General features: G+C 41.0%; 18 protein-coding genes and 1 riboswitch. Of the genes, 8 read left to right on the top strand and 10 right to left on the bottom strand.

The genetic code is table 11. The annotated features are described in order from the left end of the window. Positions 1-31: 31 nt before the first annotated feature. Both LEP1GSC185_RS03685 and LEP1GSC185_RS03690 read right to left on the bottom strand, forming a co-directional pair. Complete coding sequence (locus LEP1GSC185_RS03685; protein ID WP_008595206.1) at positions 32-1,132, bottom strand: SMP-30/gluconolactonase/LRE family protein; 1,101 nt, start codon at positions 1,130-1,132, stop codon at positions 32-34. Beyond that, positions 1,132-2,043 carry a M23 family metallopeptidase gene (locus LEP1GSC185_RS03690; RefSeq protein WP_008593857.1) on the bottom strand — a complete coding sequence of 304 codons (912 nt, stop codon included), beginning with the start codon at positions 2,041-2,043 and terminating at the stop codon, positions 1,132-1,134. The genes LEP1GSC185_RS03685 and LEP1GSC185_RS03690 overlap by 1 nt, the downstream gene beginning before the upstream one ends. 79 nt (positions 2,044-2,122) lie before the next feature. Between LEP1GSC185_RS03690 and LEP1GSC185_RS03695 the strand changes: the two genes are divergently transcribed. From LEP1GSC185_RS03695 to LEP1GSC185_RS03725, 7 genes are all read left to right on the top strand, one after another. After that, the gene (locus LEP1GSC185_RS03695; RefSeq protein WP_008593675.1) at positions 2,123-2,983 is read left to right on the top strand and encodes a CPBP family intramembrane glutamic endopeptidase; all 861 of its coding nucleotides are present in this window, start codon (positions 2,123-2,125) and stop codon (positions 2,981-2,983) included. Beyond that, a complete protein-coding gene (locus tag LEP1GSC185_RS03700; protein WP_008595259.1) occupies positions 2,983-3,777 on the top strand; it encodes a hypothetical protein in 795 nt (264 codons plus the stop codon). Before LEP1GSC185_RS03695 ends, LEP1GSC185_RS03700 begins: the two co-directional genes overlap by 1 nt. Positions 3,778-3,786: 9 nt before the next feature. Beyond that, positions 3,787-5,637 (top strand): chloride channel protein, encoded by a 1,851-nt coding sequence (locus LEP1GSC185_RS03705; protein ID WP_008595914.1) that lies wholly within the window; start codon positions 3,787-3,789, stop codon positions 5,635-5,637. A gap of 270 nt (positions 5,638-5,907) precedes the next feature. Then, positions 5,908-7,473, top strand: a complete 1,566-nt coding sequence (locus LEP1GSC185_RS03710) for an OmpP1/FadL family transporter (protein ID WP_008596363.1) — start codon at positions 5,908-5,910, stop codon at positions 7,471-7,473. A gap of 137 nt (positions 7,474-7,610) precedes the next feature. Continuing rightward, positions 7,611-8,903, top strand: a complete 1,293-nt coding sequence (locus tag LEP1GSC185_RS03715) for a sterol desaturase family protein (protein ID WP_008595233.1) — start codon at positions 7,611-7,613, stop codon at positions 8,901-8,903. Positions 8,904-9,020: 117 nt separating this feature from the next. Further along, positions 9,021-11,126, top strand: a complete 2,106-nt coding sequence (locus LEP1GSC185_RS03720) for a mucoidy inhibitor MuiA family protein (protein ID WP_008593802.1) — start codon at positions 9,021-9,023, stop codon at positions 11,124-11,126. A gap of 8 nt (positions 11,127-11,134) precedes the next feature. Next, on the top strand, positions 11,135-12,793 hold the full coding sequence (locus LEP1GSC185_RS03725) for a mucoidy inhibitor MuiA family protein (protein WP_008595578.1): 1,659 nt from the start codon (positions 11,135-11,137) through the stop codon (positions 12,791-12,793). Between the two features lie 4 nt (positions 12,794-12,797). Here LEP1GSC185_RS03725 and LEP1GSC185_RS03730 read toward each other — a convergent pair whose 3' ends face one another. The 6 genes from LEP1GSC185_RS03730 to LEP1GSC185_RS03755 form a co-directional block, all read right to left on the bottom strand. Further along, positions 12,798-13,886: a vWA domain-containing protein gene (locus LEP1GSC185_RS03730; protein WP_008594174.1), complete on the bottom strand. Its 1,089-nt coding sequence runs from the start codon at positions 13,884-13,886 to the stop codon at positions 12,798-12,800. A 92-nt stretch (positions 13,887-13,978) separates the two neighbouring features. Then, positions 13,979-14,620, bottom strand: coding sequence for a histidine phosphatase family protein (locus LEP1GSC185_RS03735; RefSeq protein WP_008594557.1), 642 nt, complete (start codon positions 14,618-14,620; stop codon positions 13,979-13,981). Further along, positions 14,605-15,417, bottom strand: a complete 813-nt coding sequence (locus tag LEP1GSC185_RS03740; RefSeq protein ID WP_008595516.1) for an adenosylcobinamide-GDP ribazoletransferase — start codon at positions 15,415-15,417, stop codon at positions 14,605-14,607. The genes LEP1GSC185_RS03735 and LEP1GSC185_RS03740 overlap by 16 nt, the downstream gene beginning before the upstream one ends. Before the next feature lie 55 nt (positions 15,418-15,472). Next, complete coding sequence (cobT, locus tag LEP1GSC185_RS03745) at positions 15,473-16,516, bottom strand: nicotinate-nucleotide--dimethylbenzimidazole phosphoribosyltransferase (protein ID WP_008593853.1); 1,044 nt, start codon at positions 16,514-16,516, stop codon at positions 15,473-15,475. Positions 16,517-16,592: 76 nt separating this feature from the next. Then, on the bottom strand, positions 16,593-17,450 hold the full coding sequence (locus tag LEP1GSC185_RS03750) for an LIC_13355 family lipoprotein (RefSeq protein ID WP_008594905.1): 858 nt from the start codon (positions 17,448-17,450) through the stop codon (positions 16,593-16,595). A 37-nt stretch (positions 17,451-17,487) separates the two neighbouring features. Then, entirely contained in the window at positions 17,488-18,069 is a 582-nt protein-coding gene (locus LEP1GSC185_RS03755) for an LIC13354 family exoprotein (protein WP_008595543.1), read from the bottom strand. A gap of 192 nt (positions 18,070-18,261) precedes the next feature. Beyond that, positions 18,262-18,388: riboswitch (adenosylcobalamin (AdoCbl) riboswitch) on the bottom strand. 238 nt (positions 18,389-18,626) lie between these two features. Here LEP1GSC185_RS03755 and LEP1GSC185_RS03760 point away from each other — a divergent pair. Further along, positions 18,627-19,967, top strand: a complete 1,341-nt coding sequence (locus LEP1GSC185_RS03760) for a flavin monoamine oxidase family protein (protein WP_008593931.1) — start codon at positions 18,627-18,629, stop codon at positions 19,965-19,967. Here LEP1GSC185_RS03760 and LEP1GSC185_RS03765 read toward each other — a convergent pair. Together LEP1GSC185_RS03765 and LEP1GSC185_RS03770 are read right to left on the bottom strand one after the other, a co-directional pair. Then, positions 19,964-22,108: a toprim domain-containing protein gene (locus tag LEP1GSC185_RS03765; RefSeq protein ID WP_008594120.1), complete on the bottom strand. Its 2,145-nt coding sequence runs from the start codon at positions 22,106-22,108 to the stop codon at positions 19,964-19,966. The genes LEP1GSC185_RS03760 and LEP1GSC185_RS03765 overlap by 4 nt on opposite strands. After that, a complete protein-coding gene (locus LEP1GSC185_RS03770) occupies positions 22,105-23,490 on the bottom strand; it encodes a DNA gyrase subunit A (RefSeq protein ID WP_008595655.1) in 1,386 nt (461 codons plus the stop codon). Before LEP1GSC185_RS03770 ends, LEP1GSC185_RS03765 begins: the two co-directional genes overlap by 4 nt. Positions 23,491-23,659 lie beyond the last annotated feature (169 nt).

The following is a 23,659-nucleotide window of genomic DNA, read 5'->3' on the forward strand; positions in this document are numbered from 1 at the left end:
AAAAAGCGCTCCAATCGGGGCGCTTTTTTGTTTAAAAAAACATTTCTAAAGTTTCAAACTTCCACTTCCAGATTTTTTGAGTGGAAAATCCCGCAAGTAAAACTCCCGATCCGTATTGTAAAGCGGAAGTAATCGATCCCAATTTATCCGAAGTATTATCCATCAAAGAAAGACTAATGTCGCCTTCTTCATTCATGGAAAGTATATAGGCTAATTTTCCTTCTAACGGGCGAAAGAAAAACGGAAGTGCAGCGATCGTCTTTTTCAAGATCGGAAAGTTTTGTATCCTATCGATTGCCACATGTCTGGGAGAAGATAAAGCGATCCAAAAATTTCTCTGAGAGTCCGAGGTGATCAATGCAGGGCTTCCAGGAAGATGTGTGATCATAAACTGGTCCTTACCCGCATTCTTCCCTTTTAACCAAAAACGAGAAATACGATGTCTGTATTTTTCTCCGAAAACCAAAAAATCTTCGGAAGAAGATAAACTGATCCCGGTTGGATGATATAGATCTTCTAGAACTGTTTTTACTTCTTGGGTCCTTGGATTGTAAGAAAGAATTCTACCGTTAGGTTTGGATTCCAATTCTTCCAAATATGAATCTTCGTAAGAGAATTTTTTGCTAACTTCCGTAAAGTAAACGGTTCCGTCGGATGCGATATCCAAACCGAAAAGATTGGTTAATGGATTTCCGTCTGAATCTTCTCGGAGTAATACGTTCTCATTTCCTTTTGGATCGTAAAATGTAAGTCCTAGTCCAGACACGCAAGCTACTAGATTTTCTTTTCCGTCGAATGCAAGTCCTAAGGCTCTTCCCGAAGTTTTTGCAAATAACTCGGTTTGTCCGTCCGTTTTGATCTTATAAATATTTCCATCGGATGATCCAGTATAAACGGCTCCTCTGGAATCGACCGCAAGGCCGAAAGGTTTTTCTATAGGGGACTTTTCGTTTACTGGATTAGAGATAAATAATATATCTCTTTCTTCTTGGCGGATAATATCGTCAGGTTCGTAATCCGTCGGGTCCGTTTTGGTCCAACCGAATAGAATGAAGATCCCGAAGATCAGGAATAAAAAAGTAATAGGGATAAATATCCTAACTGCAGGATTGGAAAGTGATCGTTGGAGCATCAGACATGACCCTTAAATATGGGCCTTTGTCTCAAACTATTTCTCAATACTTCAAAATGTAAATGAAATCCGGTGGCTCTTCCGCTCATTCCGACTTCTCCGATCAATTGGCCTTTTTTAACTTTAGCACCCGCAACAACTAACAATTTACTTAAATGTCCATATTTGGTTTCGTACCCCGATCCATGTTTTAAGACGATTAGACTTCCGTAACCTCCTCTTGTCCCAGAAAAGGAAACTTCTCCGTCTGCGGACGCGTAAACCGGTGTTCCCTCTTCCGCCGCAAGATCGATACCTCCGTGAAAGGTATCCTTTTTTGTGAACGGGTCCTTTCTTCTTCCGAACTTAGAACTCAGTCTTCCTTCTTCCGCTAGCGGATCGGAGAATGCTAATCCATAAAAAAAGTTTTTCTCTTCTTTAGGTAATCCTCTTCCTGGAACGAACCAGGATTTTCTGAGGTCATCATAGTATAAGAACTTGGGAGAGATCCGAAAACGGGCTGCGACTTTTTTGCGGGAAAGTTCGTCGGGAGAATGTTCTTCCGAGTCATAAACTCCTCTCATATTCGGGATCAAAAGTTCCATCCCAGGATATATGTCTTGCGGAGAGGCTAATTCGTTTACCGAGGAAAGTGTGTCCAAGTCCATTCCGGTCCTGGCCATAATCTTAAAAAAAGTGTCTTTGGGTCCTACTTTGTAGACAAGGAATCTAAGATGGACCAGATCTTTTTGGTCCAAATTGGAAACTGAAATTTGAAGGTTATATTTTATCTCTTCTCTGACTCGGATGATCTTCGAGTCCGAATATTCTAAACTTTTTAAGGGAAGACGATCGTAAACCGCGTGGACCTCGGTTAGTGAGATTAGTATGAGTGCGGATAATAAACTGAGATGTCTTTTTAAGGAAGGCATATCGTTTCTCTAGTCGGCAGATTATAAAAAAACAATGACGCAAAAAATCCCCCATAAATGATTGGAAGGGCCCTTTGGAATGGATTTAGAAAAGGAAGATCAAAAACTCGCACCCGGCAGAGACGTTCTGCTTATGGGTCTGATCCAGGTTTTCGTACTGTTCATCGGTATGTATTCCTATATGAGGATTACTCGATTCCAAGTAGAGAGCACTCTATCTTTAAAAGTTTCCAAACAAAATTTCACAAAAGCAAAAGAAGTGATAAATACGGTTCCTTCCGAAGTGGTTTGGAACGAACCTGCTTCCGCTGAAAAGGCTGTTAGAGAATATACCGAATTTGTAGTAACTAAGCGCCCCTGGTTATTGTCTTTGGACAGGATCATATGGGGATTATGCTTTTTGGTCCCCTCTTACTTTTTTATCCGAAAGATCGCAAGGATCGAAACTGCAGAGTTTACAGACTCCGCGAGCGGTAGGGATATACTTGCAGGAATTGCCACCGGATTTGCTACATTCTGTTTTGTGAATGTAGCTAGTAGCCTGATCTTTTTTATCATCGGTAAGCCCCAATCTAATTATCTAGAGATCATCCTAACCAAAAATCTTTTCCTAAATTGGAAATTGTTAGGATGGACCTTAGTCGCGATCGCATTCGGAGCCGGAATTTTTGAGGAATTTTTCTTCAGAGGATTTTTGCTGAAATACTTTGAGGAAAAAAACTTAGGCTCGATAGGGCTAATCATCACCTCCGTTATTTTTGGAGTCGTACATTTTAACGGAGGATCCTATGTGGCGCCGATCCTGCTTATATTTGTAGGGCTTTCATTCGGAATTTCTTATTTAAAAACCGGTAATATATGGGTGCCTGTGACTGCGCATATCACTTATAACGCATCCATGCTTTTGGCCGGATTTCTCCTTGGGGATCGGATCTCTTAATGAACATGCAAAAAAGTATTCAACATAAAATTTCAAAAATCATATTCGTATTTCTATTTCTGTCTTCTTTCTCTACTATTTACGCTGGAGAAGTATTCGAACTAGAAGGTGATCCCGGAGAGAACGATATCCGACTTCTTTCCGCATTGAATCGATTGACTTATGATAGAGTATTATCCAACCAAAACACGAAAGGTTTTGCGTTTAGATATACTTCTAAATGGTATTCTCCCTTACAACTAGACGTATTCGTTTTGGGATTGGCAAAAAGAGATAGGATGAGCTTGATCCGAATCGAATCCTCTAAAAAAGGATCTGAAAGAGTTTTTAGGAATTTTTTACAGGAAGAACTTACTAAAAAAGAGTTAACCGGCGGGTTAACGAATTATAGCGATGTTTCAGAAGACGCTAAATTCGAACCATATCGTAAAAATTATTTTTGGAGCGAATCATTGGCGTTAGTCCAACCTGCCGCCTCCGTCTTTTATAATTCTTACAAATCCCCTGTTTATGGCGGTTCGGATAGAGTAAAAAGTATGTTCGGTTATATCGGTTTGGATCTTTTGCTTGCGGGCATTGGATACTATTACGCGACCACCACGATGGAAAAGAACAGTGCACTCGAGACATATTTTTTAAAACCTACTCCTTCCGGAAACGTTTTGGACTCTCCTGGAGCTCCAGTATTTATCGGTCTATTGATCCTTCCTAGATTGTATAGGATGATAGGCGGCTGGCAGGATACATATACTCATAATCGGATCATGGAGATTTCAGTTTCCAAATCATTTTAAGGATCTTTTATGTTTGGAAAAGTTTTCTCTCAATTCAAACAGGGACTGTTATCGTCTTACTTTACGATTAAAGGTAGAAGGTCTTTATATCTATATTGCGTCCTGACGGGTATTGTTTCCGGTTTAGGCGCCCTTCTTTTTTCGAGAGCGCTTGCATGGGCGGAATACATCTCCTTAGAATCTGTATCAGGTTTACATAATACTCATTCCGGTGGAGAGTTTTATGTTTCTCTGGAACCGATCGCTTCTATTCATATAGGAAGGTGGGCACTATTGGTAATTCCTCCTTTAGGAGGGCTGATTGCAGGTTGGATTATTTGGAAGTTTTCTCCTGATTCTGCCGGAACGGGAACTGATTCCTTAATAGATTCTTTTCATAATAAAGAAGGTATGGTAGATCCGAAGGTACCTCTGATCAAGTCGATTGCGACCGTATTCACATTATCGTCCGGAGGAAGCGGAGGAAAAGAGGGTCCGATCTCTCTCATAGGTGCAGGATTCGGTTCCTTGGTCGCAAATTTAACAAAGGCAGGCGCAAGAGCGAGGCGTACTTTACTACTCGCAGGAACTGCAGGCGGACTAGGTGCCATTTTTCATGCTCCTTTGGGAGGCGCATTAACCTCCGTAGAGATGGTGTATAGAGAAGATATAGAAAGTGATACGTTGGTTCCTTGTATTATTTCTTCGGTTACTGCATTCTTAACATACTCTTCATTTAACGGATTCGGTTCCGTATATAAGGTTCCCGAGATCGGATTTATAGAATATAAAGAACTGATCTTTTATTTGTTTTTAGGGATCTTATGTTATCTGAACGGCGCCTTTTTAATTAAGATCTTTCAATTTATGCAGGATTGGTCCAAGTCCTGGAAACTTCCCATGTGGATAAAGCCGGCTTTAGGCGGAATTCCCGTCGGACTGATCGGTTATTTTTTGCCGGAAGTTATAGGAACAGGTTCGGGCGTTTTACAAGATGTGTTAGAAGGTAGTTTTCAATTTCCGAATTACAGTTCTTATTTGGATCGAGATCTGCAGATCATATTCTTCTTTTTACTTCTTGCATTCTTAAAAATTATCACTACGTCGTTTACTATCGGGAGCGGTGGATCCGCAGGAATGTTCGGACCTTCTTTATTCATAGGTGGAATGTTGGGAGGAGCACTCGGTACATTTGCAAAATTAGTTTTAGGTTACCAGGTATCGGTCGCTTCTTTTGTGTTGGTAGGGATGGGCGCTTTTTATGCGGGGATTGCGAGCGCTCCGATTGCAGGAATGGTAATGATCTGCGAGATCATAGGAAGTTATTCCCTTCTTCCCCCCTTGATGATCGTCTCTATCATCACTTTCGTTCTTTCTCACAAACTGAATTTGTATAAAAGCCAGAAGAACACTCGCTTCCAATCTCCGGCACATGATTGGGATATGAACAGAGATTTGTTGGAAGGGATCCGAATAGAGGATATACGAAACAGATTAAGAAATATCGCAGAGGTCAAAACATCTGTTCTTCTTTCTAAGTTGGAAGAGGAGGCTCTCAAGATAAATGCCAGCGACTATATCGTCTTAGAGGAGAACGGAAACTATTTCGGAATGATCTCTCTTCGAACCAGCCGGTTATTTTTAGAAGGAAGAGATCTAACTCAGAACTTGGTTCTTGTAAAAGATGTAACTGACACATCTATCTTGCCGATTTCTATCCGGACAAACCTTGCCACTAGCTTTAAAACCCTTTTGGATATGGGGATGGATAAGATTCCTGTGGAAGAGAATGGAAAATATTTGGGATATTTACGTTATGCTGACATCATTTCGATATATTTTGAAAAGACTCGGTCCACGAATCCTGTTCCAGGCGTTTAGATCGAGTTTTTGGTCCTTCTTTAAAACCTAAAAATATATGTAGCGTTCATTCTTTTATGATAATGAGCACTTATCTTTTAATATTGCTTATTTTCTTTATATTACGATTAAAAACGCCTAAAGGCTCTTTTTTTGATTTTGGTGGACAATTTTAGGCTTTCCGCTAAGATACGGAAAATTTTTAAAAAATAACTGATGTGTAATAAAGAGATCAGCCAATTCTAAATGGGTTAGGGTAAGTTATGGAATTGGTTCAAAGCAGGAAGGAAAATGCGAAACAGAGTTTCTAGTCAAAAAATTATCTCCGGGTCGAGGATTATCCTCGCAGTTTTGGGGATATTAGGAGTCGGCACTTCTGAGCTGACTGCCGGTAGTTACGGGGATATTTATGGCGCCCATGCAGGTGCAGCCGGGATGGCTGGAGCAGTTACAGCTACGGTTAATAACTCATCTGCGGTTTTCTATAATGTTGCTGGTTTGGGACGATTGAACGAAGCGGATTTGTTCATCTCTCAATGGGAACAAAAGGAAAAAGAAAAAGAAGCAGCGGCTAGCGGAGAAGCTCCTAAGGATGCAAATGGGAATCCTATTCCTCAGGAAGGTCCCTTGCTGAACACCGAGCCTCAAACTGAGGAAGGTGGAGCTCCTGCTAAATGGTACAAAAGAGCCTGGTTTAATTTCAGAGACGGTTTTGCGAATATGGGAAAGGGGATGTTCACGTATCAACCACTTCTCCGCCCGAACCGTCCTTATCATGAAGTGTCTTTTTTGGGAACTTACGCTAACCCTACGTTAAAGAACAACGCTCCTAAGAACGAAAACACTAAGAACCCAGACGATAGTTATGTTGGTCTGGGTTTTACAATGAACCTAAACGAAATTTTCGATATAGGTAGGACCATTCGTTTCGGATTGAATGCTATCGTTCCAGCTTCCGGAAACCTGATGGTAGTTAACGATCAGAACCCAACCGTTCCTAGATACCTTCAATCAGGAAAAAGTAATGAACGCCCTACCATCATGGCCGGTGTCGGTGTGGAACTTTGGAAAGATCGTCTTTTTGCCGGAGTCGGTATCACCGCGCTTGCAGGTGGTTCCGGTGCGATCTTGTTAAAAGACGTTCCGATCTCTCCTGATCCAGTTCAAGCGAACTCACAAGTAGTTCTAACTTTAAAACCGATCATCAATCCTACTTACGGACTCCAATTCACTTACGGTAAATGGAGCGCCGGGGTTTCTTATAAAAGGGAGACTTATTTGTCTGCCGATCCGATTCCTGCTCGTGCTCAGACTACTCTTTTAGGGATCCAATTGGATTTTGATCTTGCTTTGTTGGATCAGTATAACCCGAGAGTTTGGTCTTACGGTATCGGATTTAGACCCACTGAAAAACTTTTATTAAACATGGATGTAAACAGAGAGATCTGGAGTTTGTATAAACTATCCAGAATTAAGGAAAAGTATTCCGAGCCTCTAGATTTTCACGACACTACTAACGTTCGTATGGGAGCAGAATACGCTTTTCGCCCATTCTTGAAGTTCAGAGGAGGTATCGGAAAAAGACCTAGTCCGGTTCCTCATTATGCGGGCGCAAATAACTGGATGGATAATGATCGTATGATCTATTCCATTGGTGTTTCCTATATATTCAACGGAAGGAACTTTGCATTCTTGAAAGATAGATTGAAAAATCCCGTAATTTTCGATTTAGCGATCACGAACCAACAGTTGAAAAATGTGGAGATCAATAAAACTTTCCCTTCGGAAAGGAATCCTAGCTATAATTACGGCGGATATATCTGGTCCGTAAACTTCTCCGTAAGCTTATTCTTCTAATCTTCTTCCCTTTTCTGGGAAAATGAAATAACATCTGTTATCTAATAGCTCCATCTGAGGCGGAATTCAAAAACCGCCTCGGTTCTTTTTCTTGACCGAATGATCGCTACAGAGATATTCGAAACTCGGTAATAGAGATGGAAAAGAATATAATAGAACTGATTACTCCCGTATTTTTCGTTTTGATAGTCGTAGAACTGCTTTATTCCGTGTTTGGTAACAAACCGTTCTATCGTTTTAAGGACTCCATCAATAATCTTTCGGCCGGCATTTTTATGCAGATCTTTACGGTGTTTATCTCCCTTGGATTGATGGCTGTTTATTCCTTAGTATATGCAAAATTTGGAATATTGAATATTTCAACCGATTCTTGGATAGGCTGGGTGTTTTGTTTCGTTCTGGCCGACTTCTTTTATTATTGGTATCACAGATTCGGACATGAGATCAATATCTTTTGGGCTTCCCATGTCCCTCACCACCAAAGCGAGGATTATAATTTTACGGTGGCCTTAAGACAAGGAGTCACTCAAAATACATTCTCTCTTCCTTTTTATCTTCCTTTGGCGTTGATGGGATTTCCACCTATCATGTTCCTTCTTTGTATACAGATCAATTTTGCATACCAGTTCTGGCTTCACACTAGGGCAATCCCAAAGTTGGGAATTTTCGAGTGGGTTTTCAATACTCCTTCTCAGCATAGAGTCCATCACGGAAGAGATCCTAAATATATAGATAAAAATTATGCGGGAACATTTTCGATTTGGGATAGAATGTTCGGATCTTATAAAGAGGAAGAAGAAGAGCCTATTTTCGGGATCGTAAAACCTATGCAGACTTGGAGTCCTCTTTGGACACAATTCCATTATTTCGAAGAGTTGTTCCTTCTTTCCTGGCAAACCAAAAGCTGGAAGGATAAATTTTTAGTTTGGTTTAAACCTCCTGGTTGGAAGCCGAAAGATCTGGGCGAATCGGTTGTTCCTCCGGAGATTAACCGATCTACTTACCAAAAATTTAATACATATATTCCTTATACATTGTTGGCGTATTCTATAACTCAGTTCTTTTTCGGGCTGGGAGCTTCGATGGTTTACATAGAGTTTAAAAAGGAATTACCTCTATTTGAAATGTGTGCTTTAGGTTTTTATGTTCTTTGGACTCTTTGGAATATTGGCGCTATTTTCGAGCTGAAAACTTCGGGTATCGTTTCCGAATTGATCCGTCTGGCATCTATCGCGGCATTAACCTACGTATATCCTTTCGACTTTACTCATGTGGAAAAATTGACTGCTGTCCTTCCGACAGAGACTTTACAGTATCTTCCCCAACTAATGAAGCAGGTCGCATTGATCTCATTCTTTGTATTGGGAGGCTTTCTAATATCTCAAAAAAGGTTTTTCAGTATCAAAGGATACACGCCTAAAACAGTTTAGTTCCGGATTTTTGAGCTAGTTTTTAGAGTGAAAAGCGCCTTTTCAAATAAGGCGCTTTTTTTATGGTCGTGAAAATAAATTGACGAACTTTGTTTCGGCAATATCCACTTAGAACCTATGATTTCTCGTTTTTCTTCTTCGGTTCTTGCAATATCCTTCTTGATTTTGTTAGGGTCTAATTTTTACGCCCAAGAGTCTGACCCTTCTGCAAGCGAGACACCCACTGCCATTACGGAAGAGGAGAAGGCTTCTAAGTCGCCAGTCTCCGTTTCTTATGCAAAAATCGATTCAGTTCTTCTGTATTCCGACTTAGTCTACGTCACTAGACAATCCGAGGTGAAACTTCCTGCGGGAGTTTCGGAAGTTTTATTGGGAGAGGTCCCGATCGCATCTTTAGATAAGAGTGTGATCGTCACATTTACTGATCCGAATAAAAAATTTAAGATTAAAGGAATCAGAGTTTCTGAAAAAGCTTCTAGAAGGAAAAAATCCCAAGAAGCGGAAGAATTAGAAAAAAGGAAAGAAAGCCTTCTTTTGGCTTTGAGTACAAAATCCAGAGAGGTCCAAGATCTTTTGGATTGGGAAGCTTCTATCAAATCGATTAAACCTGCGATCCGAGAACAAGATGGAGTAGTGGAAAAGATAGATTCCGAGAATTTTTCCTCCTTCCGAAAAACATACGCAGAACTTGCGGAAGATAATACAAAACTCAGATTAGCAAAGCTTGAAGAGTTAGATCGTATCCGAGAAGAATTTTATATAGTCACAACTAAGATCGCTCATCTTGCAGAAGGGGATACTCTTCGTAGAAAAGAGATTCGATTAGATGTGGAATCTGATTCTGCAAATGTTTATCCTTTTGAGTATAAATATCTGATCCGAGGTGCGAACTGGTATCCTCGTTATACTTTGGAATTGAATTCTAACGGACAAGAAGCGGAGTTAGGTTGGCATGCTTTGGTTCGAAATGAAACGGGAGAAGATTGGAAGAACGTTCGATTAGAATTTTCCACAGCAAACCCGAACCAAGATATAGATTTACCCGAATATAGGGAATATAGGATCGCTTCCAAGGAAGTTGCAACGTATTCCGGAGACGAAGATTATTCTCCTGCGGATAAGGAGTATGACGCGCCTTCTAAACCTTCTGCAAATGCTGGAAGCGTACTCCGGAGTAAAAAAGAGTCCAAAAAAGCGGCTCCTGCTCCCAAGGTCTCTCAAAGAAGTAAGGCAGAACAGAGAATTGACGATGTGTATTATCAGGAAAAGAACGATAGTCCTTTGATGCAGTCTCGAGCGTTGATCGAAGGAAATTATAAGGATAGATCCAATTCGCTTCGAGTAGAAGAGAATATGAACAGACTGCAAGGAGAACTTGCGAACCAAAAATATTCCTTTGACCAAGGATCTTACGAGGAATCCATTCGATACGGAAAAGAAGCACTCCGTAGATTTTCGGGTTTAAGAGAAACTTCCAGAAAAGAATTAAAAGAACTCGAAAATGAAGTACAAAATCTTTTGAATAGGTCTTCTCAATTAAGTTCTGATAAAAAGTATTCCAATCAACTGATCGCCCCGGGAATTTCTTCCGAAGGATTTGATTTCAGATATATCGCTCAGTCACGCGAAAGAATTCCTTCCGATCGCACTTTGAATAGAGTCTTTCTTCGCAAAAGAAATATCACAGTTCGTCCCGGCTATGAGACTTCTCCGCTCACTAACGATGGAGTCTTTCTAAATGTGGTTTCTTCCAATACGGAAAGAGAACCTTTGCTTGCGGGACCTCTCGAAATTTATTCCGGCGAAAATCTTCTCGGAACAACCACTGTCTCTACTTTAAAACCGGGACAAGAGATCAAAATGGAACTTGGACCTGATAGAGATATCAAGGTGGAAAGAAAGCAGGAAAAACTGGACGATAAGTCGGGGATCATCTCTCGCAAAAAGAATATCCGATATAGAGTTACCGTCTCCATTAAAAACAATAAACGAAGGGCGGTACCTGTCCGTTTGATCGATCGTATTCCTTATACGAACGACGATAGTGTGAAAGTGGAATGGTCGCCCGGTACTGATAGTCCCAAGTCCAAAACGGACGATGGAATTCTGACATACGAGTTAGAAATCGGTGCAAACTCCCGCAAAACCGTTCAATTTGAATACACAGTCTCCTATCCAGCGGACAATATTTTAAGAGAAACTCCGGGTTCGGATTCTTATTGAGGCTTATTATGAAAAATTATAAAAATATAATGTATTTGTCTTTCGTTAGGTTTTTTATCCTTTTCGTTTTGGTTTCTTTACCGGTTTTCGGAAAAGAATTCAGCCTACCGATCAAGGAGGTGACTGTTCACCAAGGCACTGCTCAAATCCTTAGATCCGGAAAAGTTCAATTGGAACCCGGAGCAAATAAGATCGAAATCTCTTATTTGCCTGTATCTCTTTTAGAAGAGACTTTAACTGCAGCGGTAACTTCTCCTCAAGTCGAGGTAACTGGTTCTAGGACTTGGAAAGAAGAAGGTACTGCGGCTTCCAATCCGGAGGTTGCTCTTCTCCAGAAAAAAGTACAACAACTGGAGAAGGACCTGGAAAGTCTTTTGGCGAAGGAGAATGATCTAAAATCCGAAAAGGATCTATTATCCGAGATGCGTAAAAAAGTTTCGGATGTTGTGGGCCGAAATCTTCTCTATGGAAGGATAGAAGGAGATGGAAAAAATTGGGGAACGTATCTCAAAAAAACCAGAGATGAAGCTATTTCCATTTTTGCTTCCTGGGAGAAGTTGGAAAAATCCAAACGTAAGGTCCAAACCGAGTTGGAGGAATCTCGGGCCCAACTTTCACTCTTACTGTCGCAAGCAGAAAAAAGTACACGCACTACTTGGGTTCAGATCGTAAATACAAGTTCCGAGGCCAAAAGTATAGAACTCCGTTTAAGCTATTTGGTCCCGAATGCGGATTGGAGGCCTGCTTATATTTTGACTGCGGATGATTCTTTGGCCAAAGCGAAGTTGGAATATATCGTAGAGATCCGACAAGAATCAGGGGAAGATTGGAAAGGTGTACAACTTTTGCTTTCTACTACTAGGCCAGATCTATCTCTTAGAAGAGATAGACTTCGTCCATTAAGATTATTTGATGTGGAAGTCGATTCCAAACAGGAAATTCTTACTAATCAGACTCAGGCAGTTGGCGCTGCTCAGATGCCTAACGAAGAATCGAACATTCCTGCGACGGAAGAGCCTTCTCGTTCCAGCGAAAGAGGAAGCGGATTCTTATTTAGACTTCCTAAGACGATTACACTGGCTTCTCAAAAAGAATCCAGAAAATTCGAGATGTTATCCTTTAGCGCACCGATCCAGGTAAAAACTGTGGCTTCCCCTAGGTATAAACCGTTTCCTTTATTGGAGGCTGAATTCCAAAACTTAGGAGAATTTCCGATCCTTCCCGGAGAAGTTTCCTTATTCAGAAGTTCAGGTCTCGTAGGAAGAACAAAAGTATCTTATGTTTCTCCTAAAGAAAACCTTTCCGTTTCTTTAGGTACGGAAGGTAGTTTACGACTTTCTTATAGAAAAGATTGGAATCAAACTAAAGAAGGTCTCATCTCCACGCAGAAAGTAATGGAAAAGAAAGTTTATCTAAGTTTGGAAAATTTCGGCAAAGAAACGAAAACCGTAATCGTAAGAGAACAAATCCCTATCTCGGAATCTGCAGGTGTAAAAGTAGAGGTGAACCAAGAAACAAGTACTCCTGGTTCTAAAGAGTATCGTACTAACTCCGGAATTTTAGAATGGAGTTTGGAGATACCTCCTTCCGGCAAAAAAGAGATCAAGTTGGAATATAGAGTAACGTATCCGAATCACCAAAACTTGGATTTTTTAAGATCCTTCTAAGATCTTATTCGGTTAGATTTCTTTCTCCACTTTTGTCGACGGAACTTGGGATACCTTTTGTGTCCCAAAGTTCCAATTCTAAGTTTAAGGGAAGATGTGCCGGTGCATAGATTTGAAATTCTCCTTCTCCTTTTCTAGTTTGGAAACAGATTTGCTCCGTTCGTTCAACTCTCTCAGGTTCAGCAGCTCTTTGAGGATTCCAGTTCGTTATCTTAGAAGGAAGGGAACTTCTTCTTTTTAAATTTAAGATCACACATTGGTTGTCAGAATCTGAGTTTTCAAAAGCGAATTTTACTTTGTAAAAATTTTCTTCCGAATCGTTTTGATTTTTTTCGATCCCTACAATTCTGATCTTTGGTTTACGTCTTTCAGGTTCCACTTCCGTTTTTTTAGGAAGAGGTTCTCGTTTTAAAAGATCTTCCATCGCGAGAAAAAAGTCGCTGTCTTCTTCTACATTATAATATTTTCCGTTTCCCGTTTTGGCCAAAGACTGCATGATCCTTTTTTCTTCCGGTTTCAAACCTAAACCAAAGATATGCAGTTTAAAATTAATACCTTTTTGTTGAAGTACCTGAAGTTCTTTTTCCGGATTTCCATAACAGCTTTCGATTCCGTCAGTTACTAGTATAAGGTCAGTCGGAGATTTCCGTCGGATAATATATTCTCCTGCGATCCGAATGGATTCAGCGAGCGGAGTTGCACCCGAAGGAGTGAGTCCGAAAAGTTTGTTTTGGAATCCGAGGCGATTTCCTTTTTCTAAGGGTTGGTAAAGTCTGGAAGATTGGCAACCTGGGAGACGATTTCCGTAAGCGATAAAACCTACGTCAGTTTCTTCGGAAAGTTTATCCACATAGTGACGAACATACTTCTTGGCCAGATGTACTTTTTGGTAAATCCCAAGATATTCGTTCATTGAACCGCTCGCATCTAAGATAAATAGTTTGGCGCTTTCCGGTTGTGCTGGTACTGCAAGCCCAGCAGATGTATCTGAAACAATAAAAGAAGGAGCAAGAAGCAAAGATAAAAGAAGAATACACTTTAGCTTTCTATAATAAAGAATAGATTGTGATCTGAACGTTCGGAAAGAGAGCATGAGGGATTCAAATACTATATTCCTTATCGGATAAAACTAAAAACACCTTAGTGATCTGATCTTTCTGTTTATGTCGTATTTGTTAGGTAAATTTACTTCTTATTCCAATATACGAACTGGGGATAAGATTGTATTTCTCCGAAACGGACCTTGAAACAGGAAACGGATCCATATTCCAGAACCAATCGAAACGAATTCTCTAAAGGAAAACCCAGTACGATAGAGGACAAACATCGGATCGGTCCTCCATGGCTTACCCAGATCGTTTTGTATTCCGAGGTTTCTCCGTCTTCTTTCTTTAGATTTTCCCAAACTCTTGCTTCTTGCAGACTTTCTTCCCATGATTTTAAGAGCCTGGTTTTCAATTCGGAATAGGTTTCTCCGCCTGGCGGTCTTCTATTCACATAATCTTCCATCCAATAGTCCGTTTCCGATCTAGGTAGGTCTTCCCACAAACGCCCTTCCCAATCTCCGAAATCCAATTCTTGGATGTTCGAGTCCACCTTCCAAGCGGGAGTAATCGATTTCGATTCTAGATGTTTGCTGATATTTTCTGCGAGGCTATAACATCTGAATAAAGGACTTGTACGAATAGAATGTATATTTTCGGGAAGAAGTTTCAGAACATTCTCTGCTTCTTTTTCAAAACTAGAAGGGAGTCCTAGATCCGATTTACCGTAACATGTCCCAGGCTCCACTTCGGGAGTCGTATGTCTGACTAAAAAGATTTCCATGCGGCAACAATCCCGATCAGATACAATAATTCGGTGACTTGTTGGACTGCGCCCAAACAATCTCCAGTATACCCACCTAACCATTTTTTATAAAAACTTCTGAGATATAAATAACCAAAAGTCTGCAAAAGGAAAGGGTACAACAAAAATCCGAAAACTCGATCCGAAGGAAGATATTCGTTGTGCAAAAATGCAAACCAAGGAGCTAATCCCCAGATCCCTGCGATAATTACATTAGAAGTTTTTAAAGTTTGAATGATCGGTTTAGCTTTGGAGAGTTGGTCTTCTCTTACGTAGGAAAGTGTTTTTGCCGTAAGCAGCGCCCAAAATCTACTAGAAGAATGAGAGGAAACTATCGTAATGAACAAGACTTCGATGGAAAATTCTTCCAAAGATTTATAACATACGAATTTAAGAAGAAGGACTAACATGATCCCGATGGTCCCGAAGGCACCAATCCTACTGTCCTTCATGATCTCCAGGATCTTTTCCTTGGTCCAACCTCCGCCGAATCCGTCGCATACATCCGTAAATCCGTCTTCGTGAAAAGCTCCGGTCATCAAGACCGAAACGGCCATTGCCAAAACGATACTGATCTCCCAGGTCAATGAAAGATCGGAAACCCATAGAACGAACCATGTTGCAATTCCAACAATCCATCCTACTAAAGGAAAATATCTGGAAGAAGAATTGAGATATTCGTCGGAATGTTCGACCCAAGATGGAACGATGATACGAGTATTATAACGTACGGAGGAAAGAAAAATAATCAGTTCTTTGCGGATAAATCCAAACATGCAAAGACGAACTTATTCATTCCTCCGATTCGGGCAGCGAGAATTTGATCCTCACTTAGTCTTTTTTTTCGGAAACTCCGGCAGATTCGAAGCTGGCCATTTCTCTCAAGAATGCTAATGCGGATTCTAAGATGGGGTATGCCAATGCGCATCCGGTCCCTTCTCCCAAACGAAGCCCTAAGTCCAAGATTGGATCCGCATCGAAAAACTCTAGGATCAGCCTATGACCCTGCTCGGAAGATCTATGAGCGAATACCGCATTACGAACGATTTTTGGTTCTATTCTGGAAGCGGTCAAGAATGCGGAACTTGCGATAAAACCGTCCACTAAGAGTAAACGATTTTCTTTATAAGAAGAAAGCATTGCTCCGCAGATCATTGCGATCTCGAAACCTCCGAACTTAGAAAGAACTTCGATCGGATCTTTGGGGTTGGCATGGTGTTTTGCCCTGCAGTCCGCTAATATCTTTTTCTTACGTTCCAAGGATTCGTCGTCTATACCTGTTCCTCTTCCGGTAAGATCTTCTGCAGAACGATCTAAAAATACGGAGGCGAGTAGGGCAGCGCTGGAAGTATTTCCGATCCCCATTTCTCCGAAGCCGATCACATTACAATCTTTTGGTACTTTGGTAGTTGCGATCTCTCCACCGATACGGATTGCTTCTTCACATTCTTCCCTTGTCATTGCCGGTTCGTTCAGAATGTTCCTTGTTCCGGCTGCGATCTTTGCAGGAATAAAATCAGGATGAGATTGTTGAAAGTTTCCGGAAACTCCTGCATCTACGACTAGCAATTTGATGCCGTGTTGTTTGCAGAATACATTGATCGCCGCTCCTCCATTCAAAAAGTTTAATACCATTTGGTAAGTCACTTCTTTCGGAAACGCTGAAACTCCGGAGTCTGCCAGTCCATGGTCTCCGGCAAATACAAGCAAATGAGGATTGGATAATATTGGATCTACTGTGTTCTGGATCGTGCCGATCCGGTAGGCAAGATCCTCTAATTTTCCCAAGGCACCTAATGGTTTCGTCTTGGTATCTATTTTATTGCGTAAACATTTATCTAAGTTCAATTGGTGTACATCTTTTGGGCGGATCATATTGTTTTCACTTGTAAAAATTTTAAATTATTAAACCGAAAAAAGATCGGAAGATCCTTATTCGGCTGGCTTTAGGTTAAGGAGTAACAGATTTTGCGATAACTCCGTCAATATCGGGATTTGCATGAGCTGAATCGATAGGCAGAGAGGTTAAAATCGTTTTAGCAGCCGATATTTTGATATAAGTGAATCCATTCGTTTGGATTTCGCTTTTTAAAGTTCCATCGCAACCGGAACCTGAATTTCCAAAATTAGAATCGGCTAAATCGAAACCGTCTCCTCCCCCTCTACCGTTAACGATATCCGTATCAAATACTTCCGAAACGGTCATAGGATTTGTATCCTGATTATAAGCGAAAGGGGTGATGCCTGCGAATCTAGCCCAGTAAATCGGATTTCCTACGAATGTGTTCGGATCGGAATTTGTATATTCAGGGTCCCAACCGCACCAATTGGTCAGATCGTTACCTACTTCTACTATTAGAGGTTCCATAAAAACGTTGTCGAAGGAATTAGTACCGTTTTGAACTCCCACAAAGAAAGGGTTTTCATAAACTATAAAGTCAATACCGCTTGTAGGAAGTACCTTTACACCAGCCCATCGAAGTATGATCGCTGATCCACTTCCGGAATCTTCCAAACTATAAACGTCTAAAGAACCGTTAAATTTACCCTGACCTCGAATTCCATCTACCAGACAATTCGAATCTTTGAATCCGATCCCGTTGCTAGTTGGTGCCGAAACGATTTCATCCGCTACAAAAATTCCTCTGCCTGTTTCAGGATTTCTCAAATCGCAGGAGCTTAAGAGAGCAGATCCTCCTAATCCTAAGGCGAGGAGAGACTCTGCGGAGGATGAACTCTTGGAATCCTCACAATTGACGAGTCCAAAAAAGAAACAGGTCAATATTACGGAAATTTGAAATATTTTCATATGAATATCTTGTTCTACCTGTTTCTCTCGTTCGATTTTAGTTCAGTTCAAGCCTGCTCCAAGGAGCCGGATCGAAACCGCTATTTAAACCGCAACCTGCATTAATATTGCTTGGGTCGGAATAATAATCCAAATCATCGTCCTTCGCAGACGCTAAAGTTGTTTGAGTGGATACGTCGGAAAGGTCCGGACAAACATAAGTTTTACCGTCTTTAACAGTCCATCTGTACCAACCGTAATTTCCTTGAGAAAAAGAAGAATCGGATCGGAAGCGAACATAAATGACTTTTTTAGTCGTATCGATTTCTTGGATCTCTCCATATAGGTAACTGTTTCCATATGTTTCGTCGAACATGGTTTGTGCGACTAAAGAAAGAGAAATATTGTATGTCCCTACAATTTCATTTCCTGGAGCGGTATAGGTCCCTCCAGCATAATCAGAAGTTCCATTGTAGTAATTATAATTACCCGCAATCGGATTTAATCCAGCTAATGCCACCAACGCAAGTGTGCTCGGATCGTCTGATTTTTTTGACTCTCCTAATTCGAAACAGTTAGCGAATACGAATAGTGAAGTGAGGGTTAACAGCGAAGCTGCTTGTTTTCTGAATTTTCTCATTTTTCTCTCCTGGTTCTGCCGGATATCGCGGAAAAAGAAAATATAAGCAAAATAACGTTAGTCGACCATTGATCTTATAAAGATCTGAACGATTTTGTATTTGCGGTGGTTTCTTTTTTCCGTTCGAGAGCCCCGACATTTTAACTTTCGGGGCCCCATCGCAGAAAGCGCTGATGCGCTAAAGAGCGAGATTTACGATACCCCCCAACCTCGAGGTCTAAGTATCGCGGGGAAGATCTGGCTTATTCCGTATAGACGGACATCACAGTTGCGGGTCAGCGCGGGATTTTCACCCGACTTCCTCCCTGAAAGCGTAATTCCAGGTTTTGGTTTAGCACTTCCTCTGGCAAGGGAAAAAGTATGAAAGTAAGAAAGCTATCTATTCCTTGCAATATACGAATAAATCGGCGATATTTTAGACATACGAACGATTAGGAAGGATTCGGTACATAATTTCAGCTCGATGAGACATTCTATTCCGCAAAAAAATCGGGAAAGATCTTTCATAGACCGAAAATAAAAGAGAGAGTTCTAATAAAACTTCCAAGAGGAATCCGATGAAAATTACCCGATCTACTTTTCTGAAAGCCGGAATTTTAAGTGCCGCAGCTTTATTAGGAAGTCGTAAGGGAAATTTATCCGCTCAGAATACGAACACCGGAAAAAAAGTGATCGTACTCGGCGGAGGACTTTCAGGACTTTATTCAGCATACATATTAGGAAAAACCGGAAGTAAGGTTACTCTGATTGAAGCCACAGACAGAGTGGGTGGAAGAGTAAGATCTATACAAGATCCTTCCGGTCACATTGTCGATATAGGAGCAGAATGGGTATCTTCGGAAGATAAAACAGTTCGCAGCTTAGTTAGGGAACTCGGTTTAAAATTGCAATCTTCTCCTTTGGTCCCGGATCTGTTCTTAGGGACTTATAAAAAAGCGGGTACTTGGGAACTTTCCCCAAAGTCCCAAGAGATCCTTAATAAGCTTGTATCACAAAATTCTAAATTAGATACCTCTCAGCAGCAGGCGTTAGATCGTATTAGCTTTTATAATTATTTAATATATCAAGGAGTCAGTCCAGAAGATCTGACCTTGCTCGGTCATAAACTTTCACTTCACTATGGAGATAGTATCCGAGTTTTATCCGCCGAAAAAGTTTTGGGCGATCTTGCACAATTTCCTCAAAGGAATAGCAGGGTAGAAGGTGGAATGGAAAGTATAGCGAAAACTTTGGTGATGAATATCGAAAATACTGAGTTTGTTTTTTCTGATCCTGTTCTTTCCGTAGATCAGGATTCGACAGGGGTTACGGTTACTACAGCTTCCGGAAGAAAGTTTACCGGTTCTACTTGTATCTGCACTTTACCTGCGAACCAGATCTCGAACGTAAAATGGAATCCTGGATTGGATAAGGAAAAACTTCTCGCTGCATTAAGAGTTCGTTATTCTCAAATTTATAAACTGTTTTTGGTTTTAAAGGAATCTCCCTGGGAATCATCCCCATTTGCAGTTCATTCCGATGCGGCAGCTCAATTCTTGTATGATGCGGGAACCAAATCCGATGTTTCGGATAAAGTTTTAGGAGTGATCGCAAACGGAGATAGATTTTCCGTATTTGATTCTGCCAGCCAAGACCAAAAGGTGGAATATATTCGTCTTACTTTGGATCGCCTAGGTTTGAAAAAGGATCTACAGATCCAAAGATTCTATTTTACGGAAGCTAAAAAGGATTACGTACCGAACGGGATCGCTGAATTCCCGCCGGGAAGTTTCGGATCGGAGATCATTCTACGAAAACCGTTCGATCGTATCTTCTTTGCGGGAGAACATACAGGAGAAATTACAGGAACAGTAGAGGCCGCCCTGAGCTCTGCGATCAAGGCGGTAAATCTCGTTTAGTCTTCGATTACGCTCATAGCGTATTCGGAGATTGCGTCCCTTCTTTGTTCTGCAAAGTCTTTGTGGAACCAAAGGTTCTGGATCTTAGAAGCCTCTTTTTTGTTCCCGATGGTGATCCTAGTCATACACTCATCTACTGCAAACTTCATTGCTTCTTTTCCGGTCTCTCCGAGTCCCTTGTTCCGTTTTTTACGGACGATTTGGCCCCCGGACTTTTCCACTCGTTTGACTAGAGCGTCATAATCCTTATCGTCGATACAGAATATCGTCTCTGTTTTTTTAGAATCTCCACCTTTAATATCCACCTCGTATAAAGGAGCGCTGGAAATATGGATGAGCCCTAAATCGAAAAGTTCAGGCCAATATTCGTAAAAGAATGAAAGCATCAAAGAACGTATTGCGTATCCGTCAAAGTCCGCATCCGTGATGATACTTACTTTTTCGTAATTCAGTTCATCTAAAGATTTTACTTTTTGATCCAGAGGAAGTCCCAAGATCGCTACTATATTCTTTAACTCTTCGTTTGCGATCGCTTTTGCAAGAGAAACACCCTTACAGTTCATCGGCTTTCCTCTGAGGGGGAATAGACCATGAAGCTTCGGATTTCTTGCAGGACGAAGACCTGCGATTGCGGAATCCCCTTCTGCCACGAATAAAACTCGACCAGGATCATTTGGTTTTCCAGTAGGAGGCATGAGTTTAGGTATATTCATCTTACTTGCTTTTTTGAGTCCGCGTTGTGCGTCTTCGAAAGCTTTTAGCTGAGTTCTTTTCTCCATTTGGAGCTTAACTTCTTCCAATAATCCGGTTTTTTTAATGAACTTATCTAAGTGTTTGTCCACCGCATTACGGATGTCCTCGTTCAAGTCGTTGATCAGATAGGATTTGTCCTGGGATTTAAAACGAGGGTTCAAAAGCCTCATGTTTACGTACATGTGAAAGCAGTTTCTGACGTCGTTACGAGTACAGCTTGTTTTGAGCTTTTTCTCTAAAGAAACGATCTGACTTTTTTTACGGACTTCGTCGCATAGTCTGTTCTCTAGGTACTCGATCGCAGAACCGCCTTGAGGAGCGAAGATCGAGTTTACCCAAGTCAGGTTCTTATTCTGACCGATCACCAAATAAGCTTCCAGATGTAATTGGGATCCGGTAGCAGGTGCATTGTAATCCATTTTGTAATAAGTCAGGTCGGAATGAGAGAATATCTCATCCAAACCTTTTTTGAACTTATACTTTTCCTTCTTACCTTTGTGAACGAACTGCACTTCCAATCCCGGATTGGTCATTGCGATGTCTTGTAGATACTGTTTCATCAGATCTACGTTAAAGGAAGTATCTATATTATTAAAATATTTTGGATTCAGTTCGAACTCGACGGAAGTTCCGTGATCTTCTTTAGAAGCTTTCTCTATCGCTTCGATCATATTCGTTTTTTTGGCGATCGGAACTAACTTTTCGATCTGATCTTTTGTAAGAAGAGGACAATCGTCGAATTTTCCGTGCTCGTCAAAGTATAAGAAAACTCTTTCAGTATCTTCTTTAGAAAGTTTATAAGAACGGATCTGTTTTTTTGCGTCTTCGTGAAGAGTGAATAGTTTTTTAAAAGTGCTTCCGTCGTTTGTAGTTTTTACTTTAAAGTAAGAAGAAACCATTCTTACCAAAGAAATACCAACACCGTTTTGACCTGCCACATGGTCTTGTTTTACATGGTCGTCAAAGTTCTCTCCATACATCAAATGCAGATACACGCCTTCCGCATTCTTTGCCGGGATACCTCTTCCGTTGTCTGTAACAGTTACAGTCTTTTTGTCGGAAGAAAGTTGGATGATCAGTTTGGACATCTTATCCTTTTCAGGAATTGTTTTGTCCTTTTGGTTCTTGCGGTACTCGTCTACCGCATTCATACAGGCTTCGTCCAAACATTTTAGTTTGGCTGGAACATCTTCAAGTTCCTCATGTACGATCTCGTACAAATTGCCGCTATTCTTACGGAAAAAATGCTGCTCGAATGTGGAAGCGGAGTTTTGCCCCAACCACATTCCGGTTCTCATCCTTACGTGTTCAACGTTGGAGAGTTTTTTGAAGTTCCGTTCCCCTCCGGTCGCGGGCTTCTTTTCGGTTTTGGTTTTAGCAGTGCTCATTCCTTGTCCCATTTATCCTTCAGCTCGGCTAATTCCCCGACCATGAATTCCGTTAATTTTTTATCTTCTTTCACAAGTCCTTGGTACCTGGAAAGGGCGGTTTTTGCCTCTACGATAGCTTCTTCACATTTGCGAACTTCTTCTAAAGTCATTCTGTAAATCGGGATAGAAGCCAACCATTCGTAGTACTTAAATTTTGCCTTTTGAAGTTTGTCTTCGAAATCCTTCTTAGATTTGATCCCGATCACTTTTTCGTTCCATTTTTCTTTGATGAAACGGATCAACTCGGAGTTTCTTTCGATCTTCTCTTCTTCCAAACCCGCCAAACGTTTGAATCTGCGGATCAAGTGAGTCTTTCTGAAATCGCAGAAACGTTTGATGATCTCTTCCGGTCCGAAGTTTTTCAGACGACCATCGTAAGTGATCACGTTATTCGCTAGAGTTTGTGTATCTTCTTTGGAGATTACCGCTGCGATCTCTTTCGCGCTAGGTTTTTCTCCTTTCTTATAATTCAGTTCTATACGGAAGGTTTGGCTGGAATGATCCACATAGTCTTTCAGCCAAGAATCCTTTCTTTCCAGAATATCATCTAAAAGATTGATTACCTTCTCCCTGTTCCAGTTCATAGGAGCGTCCGTAAGATACAGAGTGTCTCCCTCCCAAGTAAAACCGAAAGTAGTGGTCATTGTGATATTGCCCGCTTCGGTTTTTGCCATTTTCACTTCGCCTTTATAATCCTTGTACCAAGGTTTTAAAGGCAGAGGCTTTTTGGTTTTGAGATAATTGATCTGAGAATTTATAATATCTGAAAGTTTGTGGCCCGGGATGAAACAACGGAAACCGGTTGCGATTCCCATAATATTGTTCAGAAGAACGATCGGAACTTTTCCTACGAAGTGGATCGGCTCGTCCTCAGTCTCGTCGTAATTTTTAACGTAATCTATATCAGGCAAACTTTCGAAAAAACCTAGATCTTTTACGAAGTCTGAAAGTTTTACCTCGGTATATCGAGGAGAAGCGATCGCACTGGGATCCAAAACATCTCCGAAAGTTCCTTCACCTGCAACTAAAGGTCGATTGTTTGCGAATGTAAAATCCTGAGCCATCTGAGAAAGAGCGTCTTGGATGGATCTATCTCCGTGAGGGTGATATCCCATTGCGAGTCCCGCAACTTTAACAGTCTTAGTGAAACGGTTACGTGCGTCCGAATTCCACATAGCCCAAAGAATTCTTCTCTGTACGGGCTTTAAACCATCGATTTCGTGAGGAATTGCCCTGGAATCGCAGACGTATCGAGAATATTTTCTCTGATCGTCGTTGACTTGGTCCTCAAATGGTATTTTAGGGAAGTTTTCTTTGCCTGATTTATTGGAATCTTTCATGGGACTTTTATTGCCAAAGGATTTTAGGACGGTTTTACTGTCAACCTTTTAACGTACTACCCGAATTCGTACATACTTTTTAGGAAGAAATCGACTCAAGTTGCAGTAATTCTTACTTTCTCGTTGGGAAACACCGATAAGGAAAGAAGATTTCCCGGTTTTTCCTTGA

The organism is Leptospira licerasiae serovar Varillal str. VAR 010 (assembly GCF_000244755.1).
In the GTDB taxonomy this organism is placed as follows: domain Bacteria; phylum Spirochaetota; class Leptospiria; order Leptospirales; family Leptospiraceae; genus Leptospira_B; species Leptospira_B licerasiae.